Consider the following 19,189-nt stretch of genomic DNA (forward strand, 5'->3'; position numbering starts at 1 on the left):
AGGGACAGCGAGCAAGGGCCGTCCCGCTGCGATGCTGTCGTCCCCTCCCCTAGTGCGCAGCGCATAGAGAGAGGGGAAGCGGCGGGGCCGCTCAGGGGTGTTTACTTGTCGAATCCCACCTTGTCGACCAGCACGCTGGCAGCCTTGCGGTGCTTGGCAATCTCGGTCAGCGGCAGCGGATCGATCTTGATCTCGCCGATGCTCTGGGCCACCACGGGGTCCAGCGCCACGCCCTTGCGCACAGGGTGCTCGTAGTTGGCCTGAGCGTACATATTCTGGGCCGGTTCGGAGACCAGGAACTCCAGCAGCTTCACGGCTTGATCGCGGTTGGGCGCGTGCTTGGCCACCGAGGCGCCGCTGATATTGATATGCGTGCCGCTCTTGGGATCGTTGAAAGTAGGCTTGACGACCTTGATGGCATCACCCCACTTGCGTGCGTCCGTACCTTCCTTGGCCGCCTTCATATGGCCCACGTAATAAGTGTTGGCCAGGCCCACATCGCAGATGCCGCCCAGAATGTCACGCGCCACGTCGCGGTCACCACCTGTGGCCTTGCGTGCCAGATTGGCCTTGACGCCCTTGAGCCACTGCTCGGTCTTGGCCTCGCCGTCATGGGCAATCATGGCGGCAATCAGCGCCGTGTTGTAGGGGTGCTGGCCGGCACGGCTGCAGACCTTGCCCTTGAACTGCGGCTTGGCCAGGTCTTCATAGCGGAAGGCGCCGATCTTCATGTCCTTTTCGGCATACAGCACGCGGGCCCTCATGGACAGCGCAAACCACTGATTGTCTGCGGCACGCAGCTGGGCAGGAATGGCGGCTTCCAGAATGCTGGACTTGACTGGCTGGGTCACGCCACCGTCCACCAGATCCAGCAGATTGCCGATATCCACCGTCATCAGCACATCGGCAGGCGAGCGCTGGCCTTCGGCCTTGACGCGCTCCAGCAGGCCGTCCTTGACGAAGACCGTCTTCACGCCGATCTTGGTCTGCGCCGTGAAGGCCGCCAGCAAGGGCTGGATCAGTGCCGGTTCACGGGTGGTATAGAGCGTGATGTCCTCGGCGTGGGCGGACAGCGCAGGGGCGCACAGGCTGGCAACGGCGGCCAGTGCAAACAGGGGTCGTCGAAACATGGAGGGCTCCAGAAGGTGAACAGGCATAAAAAAACACGCTCCGCCTCGAAACCGACAAGCCTCCTGCCAGCCAAGTGCAAGAGATCCGTGAACCAGTACCGAAAGCGGAGCGTGTTGTTATGTTTTTGAGAATAGCTCTCAACTATCTTAACCGAGCGCCAGGCCATGCCTGTACCTCAATCCCGATGCGAGATGCGGAAATGCGAACCAGTCCGCTGTCACCCAAGCGCCACCTGGTCGCAGGCATGACAGCGCAGCAAGCGGCCAAGGCCCAACATCCGCGCCATGGGAAACCTCTACCTTGTGCGCCATGGCCAGGCCTCGTTTGGCGCGGATGATTACGACCAGCTCAGCCCACGCGGCCAGGAACAGGCCGTGCGTCTGGGTGAATACTGGCGTGAGCGAGGTCTGAAGTTCGACGCCGTCTATGCAGGCACGCTCAAGCGCCATCAGCAGACGCTGGCCGGCATAGTCCAGGGTCTGGGCAGCGCTTCCAGCCCCGAGGCACAAAACCGGCCCGGACTCAACGAGTACGACAGCGAAGCCCTGCTGCGCGCCATCCATCCTGCCCCTCTGCCCAGGCCCGATACGCCCGAGCTGTACCGCCATCATTTCCGCCTGCTGTGCGACGCGCTGGCGCAATGGATGGGAGGCACCATCAGCCCGGTCGGCATGCCTGACTGGAACGGGTTTGCGGATGGAGTGCACCAGGTGCTCGAGGAGATACGCCACCAGCACAGCGGCCAGAACGTGCTGCTGGTCAGCAGCGGCGGCCCCATCTCCGCGGCCGTGGGCCAGGTGCTTGGAACCGCGCCCGAAGTGACCATTGCCCTCAATATGCGGCTGCGCAATATTGCAGTGACCGAATTCAGCATCAGCCCCAAGCGGCTGATGCTGCAAAGCTTCAATACGCTCAATCATTTGGATGGGCTCGAGTACAGAGACTGGGTCACCGCAGCCTGATCACCCACGACCCCGGCGCAGGCAAACACAAGCTGCTACAAGTCCTGCATGGACTCCATCTTTCTCAGCCTTGGCGATACGGCGCTGACGCTTGACATAGGCGCGCAGCAGCACCGGCTGCCCATCGGCATTGCCACCCTGGTCAAGGCATTTGACCAGCGCATGCCCAATGCGCTGATGCTGGAAAACGCGATTGCCGATGTCGAGGATGCCGTCATGCCGGCCGGGCGCTGGCTGCCTGCAGGCGCCAGTCTGCTGCAAACGACAGCCCCGCTGCTGCGGCAATTGATCCACAGTGCCACAGCCGACCCGCAAGCCACCCAGGCGTCACGCGAGGCCATCGAGAACCTGTTCGAGCTGCTGGCGCGCCAGGCCCAGCAGCCCGGCCATGCCGACCCGCAGCTGCCGCAGACCCCCGAGCATGCAGCCGCCCTGCTGATAGTGCGCGAGATCATGCATCACTGGGGACTGGATACCCTGCAAGCAAGCGGTAACTAGCCATACCTGTGCGGCATAGCAGACAGAACGCTTTGCGGCTGCCTCCGGGCATCTTTCGGCGGCACACTCTTGGGATAAAAGTTTCAGACAGAAGGACAAGCATGAAACGCCGCAGTTTTACCCAATCCCTGATCAGTGCCGCAGCGGGGGCTGCCCTGCTGAGCGGATTTGCTGCCACCGCCCAGGCCGAAGGCCTGTCCAACCGACCCATCCGCATCGTCGTTCCCTTCGGGGCCGGCGGCGTTGCCGATGTGACGGCCCGTGTGGTGGCGCAGCAGCTGTCCACCCAGCTCGGCCAGCCCGTGGTCATAGACAACAAGCCCAGCGCGGGCGGTATCGTGGCGGCCGACGCCGTGGCCAAGGCGGCGCCCGACGGCCATACGCTGTTTCTCATGTCCAACGGCAGTGCCGTCACGGTGAACCTGTTCAACAATCTGCCCTTCGACATGGTCAAGGACCTGACGCCCATCTCCACGCTGGGCTACTTCGACATCGGCGTCATCACCGATGCCAAATCGCCCTTCAAGAATTTGGGCGAACTCGTGAGCTATGCCAAGGCCAATCCCGGCAAGCTGAACCTGGGCAGCATCAACGTGGGCAGCACCCAGCACCTGGCGGCAGAGCTGTTCAAGACCACGGCCGGCATTGATGCTCAGATCGTGCCCTTCAACGGCACACCCGCCGTGGTGACCGCGCTGCGCGGCAAGCAGATCGATGCGGCCGTGGAAATTCTCACGCCCATCATGGGCCAGATCAATTCCAAGGCCGTGAACCTGCTCGCTGTGACGGGCGAGAAGCGCTCGCCGCTGCTGCCCAATGTGCCCACGGCCCAGGAATCCGGCGTCAAGGGCTTTGTGGCCTCGTCCTGGAATGCGCTGGCTGCACCCTCCAAGACACCAGCCCCCGTGATCGCGCGTCTGAACAAGGAAATCAACGCCGCCGTCAACAACCCCGAGGTCGCCAAGAAGCTGCGCGAACTGAATGTGCAGGCCCAGGCCAGCACGCCAGAGCAGACCGCCAAGCTGCTGCAATCGGAAATCAAGCGCTGGGGCGATGTGATTGCTCAGGCAAAAATACCGAAGCAATGACAGCAAGGACTATGTTTTCAGTAGCTTCTAACGCTTGATAGCATTGATTTTCAAAACAAAACAACCTGCAAATTTAGACTGTTATTGCGTGAGAAGCTCCTGAATTCAAAGCGGCTGCGGCTGGTTTCCCACCGTGCTCAGGGGCAGATCATGAATTTCGCTCAGCAGCCTGACCAGGCCCTCGGCCGATGAATGCACCATGGCCGCGCCGCGCTCGGCCGTCGCGGCGGCGGAGTTGCCCACGGCTCCGGCCGGGTTGTAGTCCTCAATGGCCCAACCCAGCTTGGCACTGCGGCCATTGCCGATGAAGTGGTATTTGCCGGCCCGCAGCTCCGAGCTGGAGGCGAAGTTCTGCGCACGCTCCATATGCACGGTCTCGGGTGCCAGGTGCAGCATCATCGATGTCTCCACTTCGCCGCCGTGAATACCGAAGCGATGCTCATGCGCGCAGAACTGCTGGTTGGCCGCGTCGTCCACCAGCCCGAACCAGCTGGCACTGTAGACCAGCAGGCCATGCTTGATGCGCAGCTCGCGCGCAACGATGTCCATCACGCTGACCTGGCCGCCATGACCGTTGAGCAGCAGCAGCTTCCTGATGCCGGCGCGCGCCACGCAGGCGCCCAGCTCCGTCCACAGCGCGATCAGCGTGGCCGGCTGCAGGCTCAAGGTGCCCGCATAGTGCGTATGCTCGACCGAAAAGCCGATGTTCTGCGCCGGCAGAAACAGCACCGGCAGCTCGGCGGGCAGTTGCGCCAGAGCGGCATCGATAACGCCCTCTATCAGGCTGGCATCCACCGACAGCGGCAGATGCGGCCCATGCTGCTCCACCGCCGCCACGGGCAGCACGGCCACGGTGTCTGCGGCCAGGCCATTGTTCTGGGCCAGGGCAAAGTCATGGGCCGATGCCTGGGCCCAGAAGCGTGACGGCCAGCGGGGAAGCGCGCTTGCGGGAGTGGTCGGTGTATTGCTCATGGCCATCATCGTAGCTGCGCCAGCGCCCCAAAACCACCTCCTGCCCCGGATTCCGGGCCCACCGCCCGTCAACCGCAACCGGCCGACATGCCCCACAATGGGCCGATGCCTGAAGCCTCCGCCAGCGCCCCGCGCCAGAGTGCGCGCACCGCCAACTCCAAGCCCCAGACCCGCGACCTGACCCAGGGCCCGATTGCCAGCACCTTGCTGGTCTTTGCCCTGCCGATCCTGGCCGGCAATGTGCTGCAGTCGCTCAACGGCTCGGTCAATGCTATCTGGGTCGGCGGTCACCTGGGCGAGGCCGCGCTGACGGCCACCGCCAATGCCAACAATGTGATGTTTGCGCTGATCGGCGCGGTGTTCGGCATCAGCATGGCGACCAATATCCTGATCGCCCAGAGCATGGGATCGAAAAACATCGCCCAGGCCAAACGCGTGCTTGGCACCAGCGCGACGTTTTTTGGTGTTGTCTCGCTGCTGATTGCCCTGCTGGGCTGGCCGCTGTCGCGCCATCTCATGCTGTGGATGAGCACACCCGAAGCAGCGCTGCCACTGGCCGAGGCTTATCTCAAGGTCATCTTTCTGGCCATTCCGCTGCTGTTCATGTTCAGCTTTGTGACGGCGGCCCTGCGCGGCGCGGGAGACACCCGAACGCCGTTCTGGTTTCTGCTCGTCGTCGTGGCACTGGACATGGCCCTCAACCCTCTGCTGATCTTTGGCTGGGGGCCGGTACCGCGCATGGGCATCCAGGGCTCGGCCGTGGCCACGCTGATTGCCAATGCCGTGAGCTTTTTTGCCCTGCTGGGCTGGCTGCGCCTGCGCCGCCACCCCTTGTGGATAGGTCGCCGGCAACTGGGGCTGTTCAAGCCCGATCTGACGATTGTGCGCACTCTGGTGGTCAAGGGCCTGCCCATGGGCGTGCAGATCGTGATGATCTCGCTGGCCATGATCGCCATGATCTCCATGGTCAACGAGCATGGCGTGCAGACCGCATCCGCCTATAGCGCAGCGCTGCAACTGTGGACCTATGTGCAGATGCCGGCCATGGCCATAGGCGCGGCCTGTTCGTCCATGGCTGCGCAGAACGTGGGAGCAGGGCTCTGGAGGCGTGTCAGCGCCACGGCCAATGCAGGCATGCTGGGCAATCTCTTGATGACGGGCAGCCTGATCGTCCTCATCGTGCTGCTGGACCGCCATGTGCTGGGCTGGTTTCTGCCCGGCGGCAGCCCCTCACTGGAGGTGGCCCGCCATCTCAACCACATTGCCATAGGCTCCTTCCTCTTCTTCGGCGTGACCTTTGTGCTGGCCGGCGTGGTGCGCTCCACGGGGGCCGTGATGGCGCCGGTGCTCATCTTGGCAATTGCCATGTGGGGCATACGCGTGCCCGTGGCGCGCTGGCTGCAACCCGTGATGGGCGTGGATGCCATCTGGTGGAGCTTTCCCATCAGCTCCGTCTGTTCCATGCTGATGATGCTGGCCTACTACCGCTGGGGCAACTGGCGCAAGGCGCACATGCTGCCGGCTGCAGCCCCGGCACAGCCCGCAGGGACGGAGGAGCAGGCCCCCGTGGACAGCGATGCGCTGATGGCCAGTGCCGAGCCCTGCAAGCGCATCGCCATCCCGGCCGAGGTGGGCGGGCAGCCGCCCAGCTCCGTCGCCAACCTGGCCGCGGAGGCCGGATCTGCTTCTCGCGAAGCTAGCCCAGGGTAATGCCTGTTTTCTTGACGATGCGCTTCCAACGCTCATGGTCGTCGGCAATGAGCCGACCGAACTCCTGGGGCGTGCTGCGCCGCGGCATGTAGTTGTAGCCAGCAAGCCTGGCCAGCACATCAGGCATCTGCATGATCTTGTCCATCTGCTGGGCCAGATAGCCCACGATGTCCTGAGGCGTACCTTTGGGAGCCAGCAGCCCCGACCAGGAATTGAAATCCATGCCCGCTATGCCTAGCTCGCGCAGCGTAGGCAGCTGCGCAAAGGCCGGTACACGCTGGGGCAGCAGCACGGCCAGGGCCTTGACCTTGCCAGCGCGAATCATCTCCACCGAGGTGAAGGAGTCGAACGAGAAGTCCACCTCGCCCGCCACCACGGCCTGCATCTGCGGGCCCGTGCCCTTGTACTGGGCATTCACGATGCCCGGTGCCTCGATCACTTTCTTGAACTGCTCGGTGATCAGCGAAATCATGCTGCTGCCCGACGAGGCGCTCAGCGGCCGGCCCTGCTTCGCCATGGCGATCAGCTCCTGCATGCTATTGACGGGCAGGTCCTTGCGCGCAATCACCACAAAGCCGACATCGCACAGATGGCTGATGGGCTCGAAGCTGGCCAGCGCCTCGTAGCCGGTCTTGTAGAGCACGGGACTCAGGGTCTGCGCTCCTGCCGTGTTCATCAGCAAGGTATAGCCGTCGGGTGCTGCGCGGGCCGCCAGCTCGGAGCCTATGACGCCGTTGGCGCCACTCTTGTTGTCGACCACGAAGGACTGGCCCGCAAGTTCACCCAACTTCTGCATGGTCAGCCGGGCCACGACGTCGGTGGTGCCACCGGCCGGAAACGGCACGATGACTCGTACCGGCTTGTCCGGATAGCCGGGCGCAGCGGCCGCATGCCAGGGCAGCGCGGTGGCAGCACAGGCAGTCGAGGTGGCAAGAAAGCGGCGGCGTGATGTATTCACCATAATGCTTGTCTCCTGTAATTGCCCGGTAACGGACTCCTGCGACCGGCTCCGGCTGCGGGCTGTTTGAGCCTTGTTGGCCGGGCCATGATGGAGTCCGCCCGCGCCTTCTGTCCAATACCATGCGCCTATGCAAGCATTGGTTTTGCCAATCGGCCGCCCCCGTGCAGGGAACCAAAAACACCGCCACAGACTCCCACCGTCCGCCATGTCTTCTCAAGCCCTTTTCCTGACCACCGGACCCCGCAGCCTCTCGCAACGCCTTTCACTCTGGCTGATGCTGGCGCTGACCATCTGGGTCTGTGCCTTCTCCAGCGGTGCCGGCGCGCAGATCCTGCTGAAGAATGCAGCGTCAGGTGCCGCCACCGTGCAGACGCCGCGTGTGCAGGCCGAGCTGGTGGCCCAGGCCCCCGAGGGCATCACCGCCGGTCAGGTCTTCTGGCTGGGGTTGAAGATCACCCACCAGCCCGAATGGCATACCTATTGGAAGAATGCCGGCGATTCGGGCCTGCCCACGGTGCTGCAGTGGCAGCTGCCCACGGGCCTGGAGGCTGGCCCCATCGCCTGGCCGCTGCCTCATGCGCTGCGCGTAGGGCCCCTGGTCAACTATGGCTATGAGGACACGGTGCTGCTGCCCGTACCCATCAAGGTCGCGGCCGACTTCAAGGCACCGGCCTCCGGCATGGTGGACGTGGGCCTGGCCGCCGAATGGCTGGTCTGCCGCGTGGAATGCATTCCCGAGTCCGGCAACTTCCAGCTGCAGATCCCCGTTCAGGGCAGCAGCGCTGCGCAAAGCCAGGCCTTTGCGCAGGCCCAGGCCGGCCAGCCCCAGGCGCTGAGCCAGGGCGGCCAGGCCCTTGTCGAGTCCGGCAAGGCCGAAGGCACGAACCTGCCCGACGACCGTGTGACGCTGCGCATACCCGGACTGCCCGCCAGCCTGAAGGGCAAGACACTGGAGTTCTACCCCGAGAACGCCGACACCTTCAAGCATGCCGCAGAGTCGGGCAAGGACTGGAAGCAGCACTGGGACGGTGACGTCTGGGTCGGCGAAAACATACCCCTGTCCGATATGCGCGGCGAAACCGCAGCGCAACTGGCCGTTGTGCTGGCCCTGCCGCCCGCTGAGCGCGCTGCGGCGCTGGAGCGAGGCGAAAGCGCTGGCTGGCGCAGCGAGCTGGCCGTGCAGGGCCGCTGGAGCGCCCCCGCGCTCGCAGGCGTTTCCCCGGCCCTAGCCGCAGCGCTGGAGGCCAACAAGACCGCTTCACAGACCGTACCCGCAGGCAATACGGCCAGTGCAGGCAGCCTCTGGGCGGCCCTGCTGGGCGGCCTGATCGGCGGTCTGATCCTCAACCTCATGCCCTGCGTGTTTCCCGTGCTGGCCATCAAGGTACTGAGGTTTGCGGTGCATGGCCAGAACCGCCAGGCCCAGAAACTGGGTGGCCTGGCCTATGCCGCCGGCGTGGTGCTGTCCTTTGTGGCTCTCGGCGCACTGCTGCTGGGCCTGCGCGCGGCCGGTCAGCAACTGGGCTGGGGCTTCCAGCTGCAGTCGCCAGTTGTGGTCTCGCTGTTGGCAGCGCTGTTCACCGCGCTGGGACTGAATCTGGCCGGCTGGTTCGAGTTCGGCAGTCTGCTGCCCAGCAGCATTGCCAGCGCCCAGGCACGCAACCCGATACTGGACTCCTTCCTCTCCGGCGTGTTGGCCGTGGCCATTGCCTCGCCCTGCACGGCGCCCTTCATGGGTGCCTCTCTGGGCTTTGCTATCGATATGCCTGCAGCGCAGGCGCTGACGGTGTTTGCCGCACTGGGCTTGGGCATGGCCCTGCCCTATCTGCTGGCCAGCTTCGTGCCTTCCGTCGTGGGCTGGCTGCCCCGCCCCGGCCCATGGATGCAGACCTTTCGCCACGCCATGGCCTTTCCCATGTTTGCCACCGTGGTCTGGCTGGTCTGGGTGCTGGGCCACCAGGGCGGCATGGACGCCGCCGCGGCCCTGCTGGCCCTGCTGCTGGTGCTGGCCGCGCTGATCTGGACCCTAGGCCTGCGCGGCAAGAGCCGCATGAGCCTCGGTGCCATCGCCTTGCTGCTGGCCGCTGGCGTGGCCTATTACGCCCTGCCGCTGATCAAGGCCGAGCCTGCGGGCCAGGCTCAAACACAGGCCGGCGAACTCTGGCAACCCTGGTCGGCAGACAAGGTTCAGTCTGCCCATGCCTCGGGCCAGCCGGTGTTTGTGGACTTCACGGCCGCTTGGTGCGTGACCTGCCAGGTCAACAAGCGCACCACGCTCAGCAATGCCGAGGTGCTTGCTGCCTTTGCGCAGCACCAGGTGCAGCTGCTGCGCGCCGACTGGACACGCCAAGACCCAGCCATCACCCAGGCACTGCAATCGCTGGGGCGCAGCGGCGTCCCCGTCTACGTGCTGTACCTGCCCGGCAAGCAGCCTGTGGTGCTGAGCGAGCTGCTCTCCAAAAGCGAGGTGCTTGACGCACTCAAACAGATCTAGGCCATTACCGCGCGCAAAGCATGACGCAATTCAGGCTGTCGCCACTTCCTCATGCAGGCAGAGGTAGTTACCCTCGGTGTCCTTGAACCAGGCGGCTTTCTCGGACCCCAGCACGCAGACATGGTTGACGGTCTTGAAGTCGGGGAAGTCGTAGTCCTCAAACACCACACCCCGGCTTTTCAGTTCCCGAATGCTGGCAGCGATATCGGGCACCCGAAAGCTGATGGCCGTGTGCTCGGCCTTGGTACCGCCAGGCTTTGGAAACAGGGCCAGCGCACTGCCGCCAACCAGGTAGACAAACTTTCCATCGGGCCGCAGCTCTCCTGGCTGCAGACCCAGGCTTTCTTCGTAGAAAGCACGAGCACGCGTCATATCCATCACCGGCAGCATCGTCGTCACAGCAGAATGGCTCAGCATAAGAACTCCTTTGCCCGGCGCTGCGGGGTCATGGCCCTGAGTCGAGCAAACCAAGCTTAGCCCCAGGGGTGAGCAGATGCCAGCCCCGGCAAGCTCAATGAACCTGGCGCAATCAACTTTACGACTGGGCACACCGGCCTCACCTTGGAGTGGAGCGCAACTTCAAGCAGGCGCATAGTGCCTATGGCACAAACCAGGCAAAAGCTCTAGACTGGAACTGCCCACAAGCCAGGCGCAACCGCAGTTTCCAGCCTTTGCCAGCCTTGCACGCGTTGACCACTGCGGACTGCCTGAACTGCACAGGAGGTAAGCCATGCATGCCAACCTTATCCACCAGCCGTCTCACAAACGTCTTTGCTTGTTGCGTGCACTGGCGCTGGCCAGTCTGGCAATCGCCGGTCTGGCCCTGCCTTTTGCCTGGGACGTCCTGGCCAGCATCAACAGCATGCCCAAGATGCACTGGTTGCAACAGGCACTGGCGCAGGCTCCTGCCTTCAGTTGGCTGATGATGTTTGTCTGGGGCGGAGCCATACCGCTGGTCTTGCTCAAGAACATGGACCAGACGCCGTCACACAAGCTTCGCACCACGGTGGTGATGCTGGTCCTGATGTGGATCGCCGTCACCTGGTATGTGCACATGCCGGCCAGCAATCAGTGCAGCGCGCTTTATGGGTCCTGGGATTGGGCCTGCTCGGTTCTGCAATGGGGCTACAGCATGAGTCTGGTGCTGTCCATTGCAGCCTATGCCTTCCTCATGCTGGGCCTGATGGTTACGGCGCTGGGCCTGTTTGCCGAAGGCCTGGAAGATGAGCCCAGCCACGCGGCATGACCCGTCCAGCCATCAAAAAAGCCTGTGGCATGGCCGCAGGCTTTTTGCTTTCTGCCCTCGCCTCAGGCCTTCATGCGCCCGAACAGTCGGCGGTAGCGTGAGGGTAGATCCTGCATGCGCATCATGATGGGCAGATCGGCCGTATTGAAGTCGCTGTCCCAGGCCGGCGCCCCCAGCACCTTGGCACCGGCACGCAGATAGCCCTGGATCAGCGCTGGCGGCTCGACCTTCAACGCATCTGCCGAGACATTGCTGATATGCGCCAACTCCTCGGGCAGGGCTACTCGGGGGCGCACCTGCAACTCGGGCTCGGCCAGATGGCTCTGGCGCAGTTGCTGCCAGATGCGTGCCGGACCTTCGCCATGGGCCAGGCCCGGGTACTGCATGGGAATGCTGGCGCAGCCCACCATGGCCTCGAGCCGGTTGCGCTGCATGAATTCGGCCAACGCCCCCCAGAGCGCCAGAATCACGCCGCCCTGGCGATGCTCCGCATGCACGCAGCTGCGCCCCAGTTCGACCATCTGCGCCCGCCAGGCGTTGATGGGCGAGAGATCGAACTCCTGATCGCTGTACAAACCGCCGGCACGCTGGGCCTGGGCGGGGGTCAGCAGACGGTAGGTGCCGATCACCTTGTTCTGCTCTTCATCGCAGACCATCAAATGCTCGCAGAAATCGTCAAAGACATCGATGTCATGACCTGCCACGGGCGTCTGCAGCACAGCGCCCATTTCTTCGGCAAAGATCTGATAGCGCAGACGCTGGGCCTGGCGAACCTCGTCCAGATGCCGGGCCCAGCGCACCTGCAGGCGCAAAGCGGGCGCGGCAGGATGCACGGGACTGGCGGGACGATGGGAAAGCGAGGGAGCCGATGATGATGTCGTCGCGATGCTCTGGCCATTCAGCGCATCAAGAATCTCGGGATGCCTCATGTCTGCTTTCCTCCGGTGTTGGACGCAGTTGGCGGCCTGCCTGTGCCACACGGTGTGTCTGCGTGGCGTCATTGTGGAAAACGCAGATGAAGCCCGCGCGACATTTGGATGACGGTTGCATGACAAACCATGGCGGCCGCCATCCCTGCACAGAGAGCTGAATTGCCGCTCGGGATTGTGGTGAATGGGAAAGCCGGAGTGGGCGACAATCGGCATATGAGTTTCGCCCCCCTGACCAATGACACCTTCCTGCGCGCATGCCGTCGCCAGGCTACTGACTACACGCCCCTGTGGCTGATGCGCCAGGCGGGACGCTACCTGCCCGAGTACAAGGCCACCCGCGCCAAGGCCGGCAGCTTCATGGGCCTGGCCACCAATGTGGACTACGCCACCGAGGTGACCCTGCAGCCGCTGGATCGCTTCCCGCTGGACGCTGCCATTCTGTTCAGCGACATCCTGACCGTGCCCGACGCCATGGGCCTGGGCCTGTCGTTCGCCGAAGGCGAAGGTCCGCGCTTTGCCAAGGTGGTGCGCGACGAGGCCGCCGTGGCCGAGCTGGCCGTGCCCGACATGGACAAGCTGCGCTATGTGTTTGACGCCGTCACCAATATCCGCAAGGTGCTCAATGGCCGTGTACCGCTGATCGGCTTCTCGGGCAGCCCCTGGACTCTGGCCTGCTACATGACCGAGGGCAAGGGCAGCGATGACTACCGTACCGTCAAGTCGCTGATGTACTCGCGCCCCGACCTGATGCACCGCATCCTGGAAGTCAACGCCGACAGCGTGGCGGCCTACCTGAACGCCCAGATCGATGCCGGCGCACAGGCCGTGATGATTTTTGACAGCTGGGGCGGCGTGCTGGCCGACGGTGCTTTCCAGGAATTCAGCCTCGCCTATACCAAGCGCGTGCTGGCTCAGCTCAAGCGCACCGGCGTGGACGGCAGCGACGTGCCCCGCATCGTCTTCACCAAGGGCGGTGGCATCTGGCTGCCCGACATGAAGGACATCGACTGCGAAGTGCTGGGTCTGGACTGGACGGCCAATCTGGGCAAGGCGCGCGCCATCGTGGGCGGCGAGATCGGCGGCCCCGGCAAGGCGCTGCAGGGCAATATCGACCCGAATGTGCTGTTTGCCGCACCCGAGCAGGTCGCCGCCCAGGCGCGTGCCGTGCTGGACAGCTTTGGCAAGCCCCATACCGACAAGAGCACCACCGGCCCCACCCACATCTTCAATCTGGGTCACGGCATCAGCCAGTTCACCCCGCCCGAACATGTGGCCGCGCTGGTCGAAGCTGTGCACAGCCACTCGCGCCTGCTGCGCACAAAGGGCTGATTCCCCCTGCAACAACTGCCTTCCCAGGCATTTGTTGCAGAACAACGGGCCCCAATCACCCGATAAGATCAAATGGTTATTGAACGACAATTGCCACCCTGAGATGCAGCAGAGCGGCAGCAAATCATTGATTTCAAATCACTAAATCTCAGACCCTGAAAAATTCGGCGCCAGCAGTGCTTGGCGCTTTTTTATTTTTTCATCCACCTTGGCATCGATTGACGGAAGTTATCCACATATGAATGCTTCAAGATAACTGCATGCCTCATGGCTGCTGGCTCTAGTGCTATTTTTTGAGAAGTTAAGGACTTTGCACAGCGGTTTGGAAGCATTTAGGTTTAGGGAGCTTCTCGGTTGACAGTGACTCGCCGCCTGATTTATGCACAGATATGGCGAGGCAGACTCCCTGCCAACACTCCTCCGAAGCAAGCTCCTCATCGCCTCATGAATACATATAAGTCTTTGTTTTAAATAAATTAATTATTCAACCACTCAGCCATCCTGCCGGCTTACAAACACGAACAGGACTTGCTCAGGCCTTTCGCGCATATTGTTTCTCACAAAGTTATCCACAGAACGCAAAGCCTTTGCAGGCCTCAAAATCTGCTATAGCTCTGAGGAACCGCGGCCTCTGCAGCGCCTTCCCCCGATCCAACTCCATGTCCCATATCGTTTACGTTGCCGTCCAGACCCCTGCCCACAGCGCCGTAGGTGATCTGTTGAGCTACGTTAGCGATGCATGGCTGGAGCCCGGCAGCTTGGCGCGCGTTCCTCTGGGAAAAAGAGAGTTGCTGGGTGTGGTCTGGGATACGCCCGCCGCCCCCGAAGCCATTCCAGACGGGGTGGAACTGCGCAGCATTGCCGGCCTGCTGCAGGGCATAGAACCGCTGAACCAGGCCTGGCGACGCCTGGTGGCTTTTGCCGCGCACTATTACCAGCGCAGCTTGGGCGAGATCGCCGTCACCGCCTTGCCGCCTCAATTGCGCGATATGTCGCCCGAACAACTGGCGCGGCGGCTGACTCCGCCCAAGACAGCCAAGACGCCAGCCGGCAAGCGCAAGAAGACACAAGTCGCTGAAGCAGCACAAGCGAGCACCGAGACGATGGCTCACACGCAGGACGCCAGCAGCGCAACGCCTTTGCTCGCCCTCAGTGCCGAACAATCGGCGGTTTTCGAGCAAATTGAGCAAAACCCCGGCCCGTTCCTGCTCTACGGCAGCACTGGCAGCGGCAAGACCGAGGTTTATCTGCGTGCAGTGCAAGCCGTGCTGGATGCCAACCCGGAGGCTCAAGCCCTGGTGATGGTGCCCGAGATCAACCTCACGCCTCAGCTGGAAGAGCGATTTGTCGCCCGCTTCGTGCCTCAGTACGGCAAGGACGCCGTAGTCAGCATGCACAGCGGCATGACCAACCCGCAGCGTCTCAAAAGCTGGCTGGCCGCTCACACGGGCCGCGCCCGCATCGTGCTGGGTACGCGCATGGCTATTTTTGCCAGCGTGCCGCAACTGGCGCTGATCGTGGTCGACGAGGAGCATGACGCCAGCTACAAGCAGCAGGAAGGGGCACGCTATTCGGCACGCGATCTGGCCATCTGGCGCGGGCGCGATACCGGCGCCAAGGTCATTCTGGGCAGCGCCACACCGTCGCTGGAGAGCTGGCATGCCTCGGAACCCGATGTCGGCCGCTACCTGCGCCTGCATATGCCCAGCCGTATCGGCGCGGCCAGCATTGGCGCGGCCGGCTCAGGCGCGGCCAGCCTTCCCAGGGTGAGAATGGTGGACATGGGCCAGCAACCCAAACGCGCCGTGTTCTCGCCGCCGCTGATCGAGGCCATCACCGAGCGCGTCAAACGCGGCGAGCAAAGCCTGATTCTGCTCAACCGCCGCGGCTTTGCCCCCGTGCTGTTCTGCGCCGACTGCAACTGGAAGAGCGACTGCCCCCATTGCAGCGCTCACCAGGTCTTTCACAAGGGCGACCGCACGCTGCGCTGCCACCACTGCGGCTTTACCCAGCGTGTGCCGTTTGCCTGCCCCAGCTGCGGCAACCCCGACATCCTGCCGCTGGGCAAGGGCACGGAGCAGTTGCAGGAAGAGCTGGAGCGGCTGCTGCGCAATGTGCAGCGTCCCGACGGCAATCCGGCCCGCGTGGCGCGCATCGACGCCGACACCACCAAGGCCAAGGGCAGCCTGGAGCAGCAGCTGGCCCAGGTGCATGCCGGCGATGTGGATGTGCTGGTAGGCACCCAGATGGTGGCCAAGGGCCATGACTTTCGGCGCATCACGCTGGTGGCGGCCGTGCAACCCGACAGCGCGCTGTACTCCAGCGACTATCGCGCCCCGGAGCGGCTGTTCTGCCTGCTGATGCAGGCCGCCGGGCGTGCCGGGCGCGATGCGCAATATGTGAAGGCCCAGGGCAGCCATCCGGAAATGTGGATTCAAAGCCACGACCCGCAAAACGCCGTCTACACCGCACTGCGCAAGCATGACTACCCGGCGTTTGCCAGGCAGCAGCTCAAGGAACGGTTTGATGCCGGCATGCCGCCCTATGCCTTTCAGGCCATAGTCCGGGCCGATGCACGCACCCAGGAAGCCGCCCAGGCCTTTCTGAATGCCGCCACCCAGGTCGCCAGAGAGGCCAAGCTGCCTTATCTGGACGAGGTGTTCATCTACCCGCCCATCCCCATGGCGGTGCAGCGCGTGGCCAATGTGGAGCGTGCCCAGATGCTGCTGGAAGCCGGCAACCGCAGCGCCCTGCTGCGCTTTCTGAATGCCTGGCAGCAGTATCTGCACTGGCTTCGCACTCTGCCCGAGCACAGGCCCCTGGTGCGCTGGCTGGTGGATGTGGATCCGCTCAGCATCTAAAGCCGCTGAAAATTTAAGGGTTTTCAGTCTTGAGCCCTTTACCCATAAGCGCTGGTAGCTATCAATTTATATAAACCACAGGCGCCTGGCAAATCCATCGGGATTTGCGCGAATGGGCAAGCCGGCATGGCTATTGCATGGTGTGAGGCTCGGCTCCACAAGAGGCCGTTTCATTCAATCACGGAGCACTACTTCATGCAAAAACAAGTCTTCCGCCAGTCCTTGCTGGCTGCCACCATTGCCGTTCTAGGCGTTCTGTCCGCCCCAGGCGCAGCCCTGGCGCAGGATGCATCGCCTGCGGCCGCGCAGGCGGCCAAGGCGCAGGCAGCCAAGCCCAATGTGGTGGTGCTGGCCACGGGCGGCACGATTGCGGGTGCCGGTGCCTCGACCGTCAACAGCGCTACCTACACGGCCGCCAAGGTACCTGTGGACAAGCTGCTGGCCGGCCTGCCCGAGCTGGCCCAGATCGCCAATGTGCGCGGCGAGCAGGTGTTCCAGATCGCTTCCGAGAGCTTCACCAACGACAATCTGCTGACCCTGGCCAAGCGCGTCTCGCAACTGGCCAAGCAGTCCGATGTGGACGGCATCGTCATCACCCACGGCACGGACACGCTGGCCGAGACGGCCTACTTCCTGAGCCTGACCGTGCACACCGACAAGCCCATTGCCGTGGTCGGCAGCATGCGTCCGGGCACGGCCCTGTCCGCCGATGGCGCACTGAACCTGGTCAATGCCGTCAGCGTGGCTGGCTCCAAGGACGCCAGGGGCAAGGGCGTCTTCGTCACCATGAATGACGAGATCAACACCGCCCGCGATGTGAACAAGGACATCAATATCCAGACCGGTGCCTTCAAGAGCCAGTGGGGCCCGCTGGGCATGGTGGTCGAGGGCAAGAACTACTGGTTCCGCGCGCCCGTCAAGCGCCACACCATGAACTCCGAGTTCAATATCGACAACATCGACAAGCTGCCTCAGGTGGACATCGTCTATGCCTACGGCAGCGTCCAGCCCACGGCCGTGAATGCCCTGGTCGATGCTGGCGCCAAGGCCATCGTCCATGCCGGCACCGGCAATGGCTCGGTCGCCGACCGCATGGTCAAGCCGCTGCAGGATGCCCGCGGCAAGGGCGTGCTCATCGTGCGTTCGTCACGCGTGCCCTACGGCTTTGTGCTGCGCAATGCCGAGCAGCCCGACGACAAGTACGACTGGGTGGTCGCCCACGATATGCGCCCCGAAAAAGCACGCCTGCTGACCATGCTGGCGCTGACCAAGGGCGCCAACACCAAGGAACTGCAGCGGATGTTCTGGGAGTATTGAGCACTCCCCCCCTGAGGCGCTTCGCGCCTTCCCCCTCTCTCTTCGGGAGGGGGACGACACCTTCGGTGCGGGACGTCCCTTCCTCGGTGTCTCTTTGTTGGGGTGTGCTTGATCTACGGCTTTTAGCCAAAACAGCGGTTTGCGCAGGCTGGTCTTGCGCAAATCGCTATTGTTTTTGATCAGGTCATCAGCGCCACGGCAGCGGAGAAGCTGAGAAAGGCCAGGCTGGTCGATACCAGGATGATGCGGGCCACGCGGCCGCTGTGGGCGCCGTAGCGCTCGGTCAACAGCGATACATTGCTGGCGGACGGCAGGGCTGCCAGCAGCACCAGCACCACCAGGGTTTCGTGCTGAAGCCCCAAGCCCATGGAGATTGCGGCCAATCCGACGGCCCAGACCAGCAGCGGGTGGACGACCAGTTTGGCCAGCGCGATCGGTACATAGTCGCGCGCTGCCACGCGCTCGTGGCTGTTCATCTGCGAGCGCGCCAGCACCGCGCCTATGGTGAACAAGGCCACCGGCGAAGCCGCTGCAGCCAGCATGGACACGGTCTTGTCCACCGGGCCGGGCAATACCCAACCCATGGCGGATGCCAGGCCGCCCAGCAGAATCGACCAGGGCATGGGGTTGGACGCCATGCCCTTGAGCGAATTGCGCACTGCCAGCCAGATTCCTTGCCCTCCCGCCAGATCGAGCCGCGACAGCGCAATGCAGGCCGAGGTGGTGAGGACCATGTCGATGGCCATGGTCACGATCACTGGCCCCGCACTCTGCGCGCCCAGCAGCGCCGCCAGCATGGGGACGCCCATGAAGCCGGTGTTCGGAAAAGCAGCGACCAGTGCACCGAATGCGGCATCGTTCCAGCCCAGGCGTGCGTGTGTCAGCAGCACGGTCGCCCCCACCATCAGCACCGCACAGAGCAGATAGACCAGGGTGACGTTGATGTCGAGCAGCTGATGAATCGGTGTCTGCGCGCCAAAGCGGTACAGCATGCAAGGCAGCGCGAAGTACAGCACAAAGGCATTGAGGCCGGGGATGGACGCCTGGGGCAGGATGCCGCGCCATGTGGCGACAAAGCCGCAAGCCACCAGGGCAAAGAAGGGAAAGGTGATGAGTAGAACGGACAACACGCACAAATTGTGACAGCGCCCGGCTCCAGCCCTCTCACGGCCTTCGATGAAAATTTTTCAGTGCAGACCTATCCAAAAACAAAGCCTGCGCAAGGCAGGCTGCTGTGACAGGTACAAGGACAGCGCGTCAGAGCTTGAGCTCCTTTTCCACATCTGCAGTCTTGCGGCGCGCCAGCGCCAGGTTGGCACGCGCCTTGTCCAGCACCAGATAGAAGAACACGCCGTCATTGGCGGCAACGGGACGGATGATGTGATATTGCTTGCCCAGAGTGATCAGTATGTCGTCAATCTGGTCGTTGAGATTGAGCATGCGCATGGTCTTGATCTTGGCACGCACGACCTCGGTGTTGCCGGCCGCGGCCAGCTCCATGTCCACGCCGCCGCCTACGCTGCCCATCAGCATGCCGCTGGCGCTGTCCACGAGGGCGCCGCAGACAGCACCGTCTGCGGTCATCAGAGCGTTCAGAGAATCCTGGATAGAGGCCATAAATCCACCTTTTGAAAAAGCAAGACAAGGAACTCGTGCGCCAGATGCGCACCCACTCAGACTCAGAACTC

16 protein-coding genes are annotated in these 19,189 nt (G+C 63.2%); 9 read left to right on the forward strand and 7 right to left on the reverse strand.

Features of this window, described 5'->3' with window-relative positions; all coding sequences use genetic code 11:
• Positions 1-101 precede the first annotated feature (101 nt).
• Positions 102-1,130 carry an extracellular solute-binding protein gene (locus EIC84_RS17635; protein ID WP_003065551.1) on the reverse strand — a complete coding sequence of 343 codons (1,029 nt, stop codon included), beginning with the start codon at positions 1,128-1,130 and terminating at the stop codon, positions 102-104.
• Positions 1,131-1,415: 285 nt separating this feature from the next.
• Between EIC84_RS17635 and EIC84_RS17640 the strand changes: the two genes are divergently transcribed.
• The 3 genes from EIC84_RS17640 (at position 1,416) to EIC84_RS17650 (ending at position 3,679) form a co-directional block, all read left to right on the forward strand.
• On the forward strand, positions 1,416-2,093 hold the full coding sequence (locus EIC84_RS17640) for a histidine phosphatase family protein (RefSeq protein WP_003065553.1): 678 nt from the start codon (positions 1,416-1,418) through the stop codon (positions 2,091-2,093).
• A 48-nt stretch (positions 2,094-2,141) separates the two neighbouring features.
• Positions 2,142-2,591 carry a hypothetical protein gene (locus EIC84_RS17645; RefSeq protein WP_003065555.1) on the forward strand — a complete coding sequence of 150 codons (450 nt, stop codon included), beginning with the start codon at positions 2,142-2,144 and terminating at the stop codon, positions 2,589-2,591.
• Between the two features lie 101 nt (positions 2,592-2,692).
• Complete coding sequence (locus EIC84_RS17650) at positions 2,693-3,679, forward strand: tripartite tricarboxylate transporter substrate binding protein (protein ID WP_003065557.1); 987 nt, start codon at positions 2,693-2,695, stop codon at positions 3,677-3,679.
• A 105-nt stretch (positions 3,680-3,784) separates the two neighbouring features.
• Here the strand turns inward: EIC84_RS17650 and EIC84_RS17655 are convergent, their stop codons facing one another.
• Positions 3,785-4,660, reverse strand: a complete 876-nt coding sequence (locus EIC84_RS17655; RefSeq protein WP_003065559.1) for a creatininase family protein — start codon at positions 4,658-4,660, stop codon at positions 3,785-3,787.
• A gap of 96 nt (positions 4,661-4,756) precedes the next feature.
• On the opposite strand from EIC84_RS17655, the gene EIC84_RS17660 reads away from it, so the two are divergent.
• A complete protein-coding gene (locus EIC84_RS17660) occupies positions 4,757-6,361 on the forward strand; it encodes an MATE family efflux transporter (RefSeq protein WP_003065561.1) in 1,605 nt (534 codons plus the stop codon).
• Here EIC84_RS17660 and EIC84_RS17665 read toward each other — a convergent pair.
• On the reverse strand, positions 6,348-7,322 hold the full coding sequence (locus tag EIC84_RS17665; RefSeq protein ID WP_003065562.1) for a tripartite tricarboxylate transporter substrate binding protein: 975 nt from the start codon (positions 7,320-7,322) through the stop codon (positions 6,348-6,350). The genes EIC84_RS17660 and EIC84_RS17665 overlap by 14 nt on opposite strands.
• A gap of 205 nt (positions 7,323-7,527) precedes the next feature.
• Between EIC84_RS17665 and EIC84_RS17670 the strand changes: the two genes are divergently transcribed.
• Complete coding sequence (locus EIC84_RS17670) at positions 7,528-9,816, forward strand: protein-disulfide reductase DsbD (protein WP_034362100.1); 2,289 nt, start codon at positions 7,528-7,530, stop codon at positions 9,814-9,816.
• A gap of 30 nt (positions 9,817-9,846) precedes the next feature.
• Here the strand turns inward: EIC84_RS17670 and EIC84_RS17675 are convergent, their stop codons facing one another.
• A complete protein-coding gene (locus EIC84_RS17675) occupies positions 9,847-10,233 on the reverse strand; it encodes a VOC family protein (protein ID WP_003065566.1) in 387 nt (128 codons plus the stop codon).
• A 313-nt stretch (positions 10,234-10,546) separates the two neighbouring features.
• Here EIC84_RS17675 and EIC84_RS17680 point away from each other — a divergent pair, with 313 nt between their 5' ends.
• Positions 10,547-11,062 (forward strand): hypothetical protein, encoded by a 516-nt coding sequence (locus tag EIC84_RS17680; protein WP_003065569.1) that lies wholly within the window; start codon positions 10,547-10,549, stop codon positions 11,060-11,062.
• A gap of 62 nt (positions 11,063-11,124) precedes the next feature.
• Here EIC84_RS17680 and EIC84_RS17685 read toward each other — a convergent pair whose 3' ends face one another.
• Positions 11,125-11,991, reverse strand: a complete 867-nt coding sequence (locus EIC84_RS17685) for a GNAT family N-acetyltransferase (protein ID WP_003065570.1) — start codon at positions 11,989-11,991, stop codon at positions 11,125-11,127.
• Between the two features lie 216 nt (positions 11,992-12,207).
• Here EIC84_RS17685 and hemE point away from each other — a divergent pair, with 216 nt between their 5' ends.
• The 3 genes from hemE to EIC84_RS17700 all read left to right on the forward strand — a co-directional run bounded on the left by hemE (position 12,208) and on the right by EIC84_RS17700 (position 17,501).
• A complete protein-coding gene (gene hemE / locus EIC84_RS17690; RefSeq protein ID WP_003065572.1) occupies positions 12,208-13,323 on the forward strand; it encodes a uroporphyrinogen decarboxylase in 1,116 nt (371 codons plus the stop codon).
• Between the two features lie 659 nt (positions 13,324-13,982).
• Entirely contained in the window at positions 13,983-16,184 is a 2,202-nt protein-coding gene (priA, locus tag EIC84_RS17695; protein ID WP_003065574.1) for a primosomal protein N', read from the forward strand.
• Positions 16,185-16,379: 195 nt separating this feature from the next.
• Positions 16,380-17,501: an asparaginase gene (locus EIC84_RS17700; RefSeq protein WP_003065578.1), complete on the forward strand. Its 1,122-nt coding sequence runs from the start codon at positions 16,380-16,382 to the stop codon at positions 17,499-17,501.
• Positions 17,502-17,680: 179 nt separating this feature from the next.
• On the opposite strand, the gene EIC84_RS17705 is transcribed toward EIC84_RS17700, so the two are convergent.
• Entirely contained in the window at positions 17,681-18,631 is a 951-nt protein-coding gene (locus tag EIC84_RS17705) for an AEC family transporter (RefSeq protein WP_012836828.1), read from the reverse strand.
• Positions 18,632-18,758: 127 nt separating this feature from the next.
• Entirely contained in the window at positions 18,759-19,118 is a 360-nt protein-coding gene (locus tag EIC84_RS17710; RefSeq protein WP_003065585.1) for a hypothetical protein, read from the reverse strand.
• Positions 19,119-19,189: the final 71 nt, after the last annotated feature.

It is taken from the genome of Comamonas sp. A23 (assembly GCF_004522605.1).
Taxonomy (GTDB): domain Bacteria; phylum Pseudomonadota; class Gammaproteobacteria; order Burkholderiales; family Burkholderiaceae_C; genus Comamonas; species Comamonas thiooxydans.